Source organism: Roseovarius tolerans (assembly GCF_900109855.1).
GTDB classification, from domain to species: Bacteria; Pseudomonadota; Alphaproteobacteria; order Rhodobacterales; family Rhodobacteraceae; genus Roseovarius; species Roseovarius tolerans.
Map to the genome: position 1 here is coordinate 1 of NZ_FOBO01000045.1, position 1,509 is coordinate 1,509.

The 1,509-nt window shown below is 57.9% G+C and carries 1 protein-coding gene; it reads left to right on the forward strand.

All coding sequences use genetic code 11. From position 1 onward, the window contains the following. The first annotated feature begins 84 nt into the window (after positions 1-84). Positions 85-1,436, forward strand: a protein-coding gene (locus BMX04_RS18840; protein WP_420876419.1) for an IS3 family transposase whose coding sequence is annotated in 2 segments (ribosomal slippage) — positions 85-420 and positions 423-1,436 — 1,350 coding nt in all. Because the reading frame shifts where the segments join, the coding sequence is not laid out codon by codon here. Positions 1,437-1,509 lie beyond the last annotated feature (73 nt).

Sequence of the window (1,509 nt, forward strand, 5' to 3'; positions counted from 1 at the left end):
TGTCTGACGTCAGCGCCTATGGGACAGATTTGAGGTTTTCGTAACGGAGGATTTCTGGTTCATCGCAGCCACCAAGGAGCGAAGATGAACAAGAAATCCGGAACATCGAAGGACGCGGCTGACAAGCTGGTCAAAGGGATCAAGCGCAAGACGCGCAAGCATTACTCGGCGGAAGAGAAGATCAGGATCGTGCTGGCGGGCCTGCGCGGCGAGGAGAGCATTGCCGCGCTGTGCCGACGCGAGGGTATCAGCGAGAGCCTGTATTACACTTGGTCGAAGGAATTCCTCGAGGCGGGCAAGCAACGCCTGGCCGGGGATACCGCCCGCCAGGCGACATCGCCTGAGGTCAAGGAGCTGCGCTCGGAATCGACCGCGCTCAAGGAAGTCGTCGCCGACCTGACCCTGGAAAACCGTCTGCTCAAAAAAAGCATGATCGGGGATGGGGAGTGCGAGGCATGAGGTATCCTGCATCGGAAAAGCTGGAGATCATCCGCACCGTCGAAGCCTCGCATCTGTCCGCCCGTCAGACGCTGGCCATGCTCGGCATTCCACGCACGACCTATTACCGCTGGTATGACCGCTGGTCCGAGGGTGGGCTTGACGCGCTCGAGGACACGGCACCCCATCCGGGGTCTGTGTGGAACCGCCTTCCGGAAGAGACCCGGGCGGACATTATCGAGTTCGCGCTCGAACATGAGGATCTGACGTCCCGCGAGCTGGCCGTAAAATACTCCGACGAGAAGCAGTATTTTGTCTCAGAATCATCGGTTTATCGCATCCTGAAGGCGGAAGACCTGGTCACGGCACCTGCGCATATCGTGATGAAGGCGTCCAATGAGTTCAAGGACCAGACCACACGGCCCAACGAACTTTGGCAAACTGACTTTACCTATCTGAAGGTCCTGGGCTGGGGCTGGTTCTACCTGTCGACCATCCTGGACGATTACAGCCGCCACATCATCGCCTGGAAGCTCTGCACCACGATGAAAGCCGAAGACGTGACCGCCACGCTCGATCTGGCGCTGGAGGCTTCAGGATGTGACTGCGCGGCCGTTGTCGCCAAGCCAAGACTTCTTAGCGACAACGGCGCGTCTTACATCGCGGGGGACTTGGCAGATTACCTCGATGACAAAGGCATGGATCATGTCCGCGGCGCACCCTACCACCCCCAGACACAGGGCAAGATCGAGCGGTGGCACCAGACCATGAAGAACCGTGTTCTGCTCGAGCATTACTTCCTGCCCGGAGACCTCGAGCGCCAGATCGGCACCTTTGTCGAACATTACAACAACCATCGCTACCACGAGAGCCTTGGAAACCTGAAGCCCGCCGACGTCTACTTCGGGCGCGCAGAGAAGATCCTGAAACAGCGAGAGGAGATCAAACGGAAAACCATGCTCAAGCGGCGCTTGCGCCACGAAACTGAAAACGCATAAACTTAATCAAGGATGAGCCAGAGCCTCCAAACGAAAGCACGCTCTGATGTCCCAAATTATCTGACGACGCACA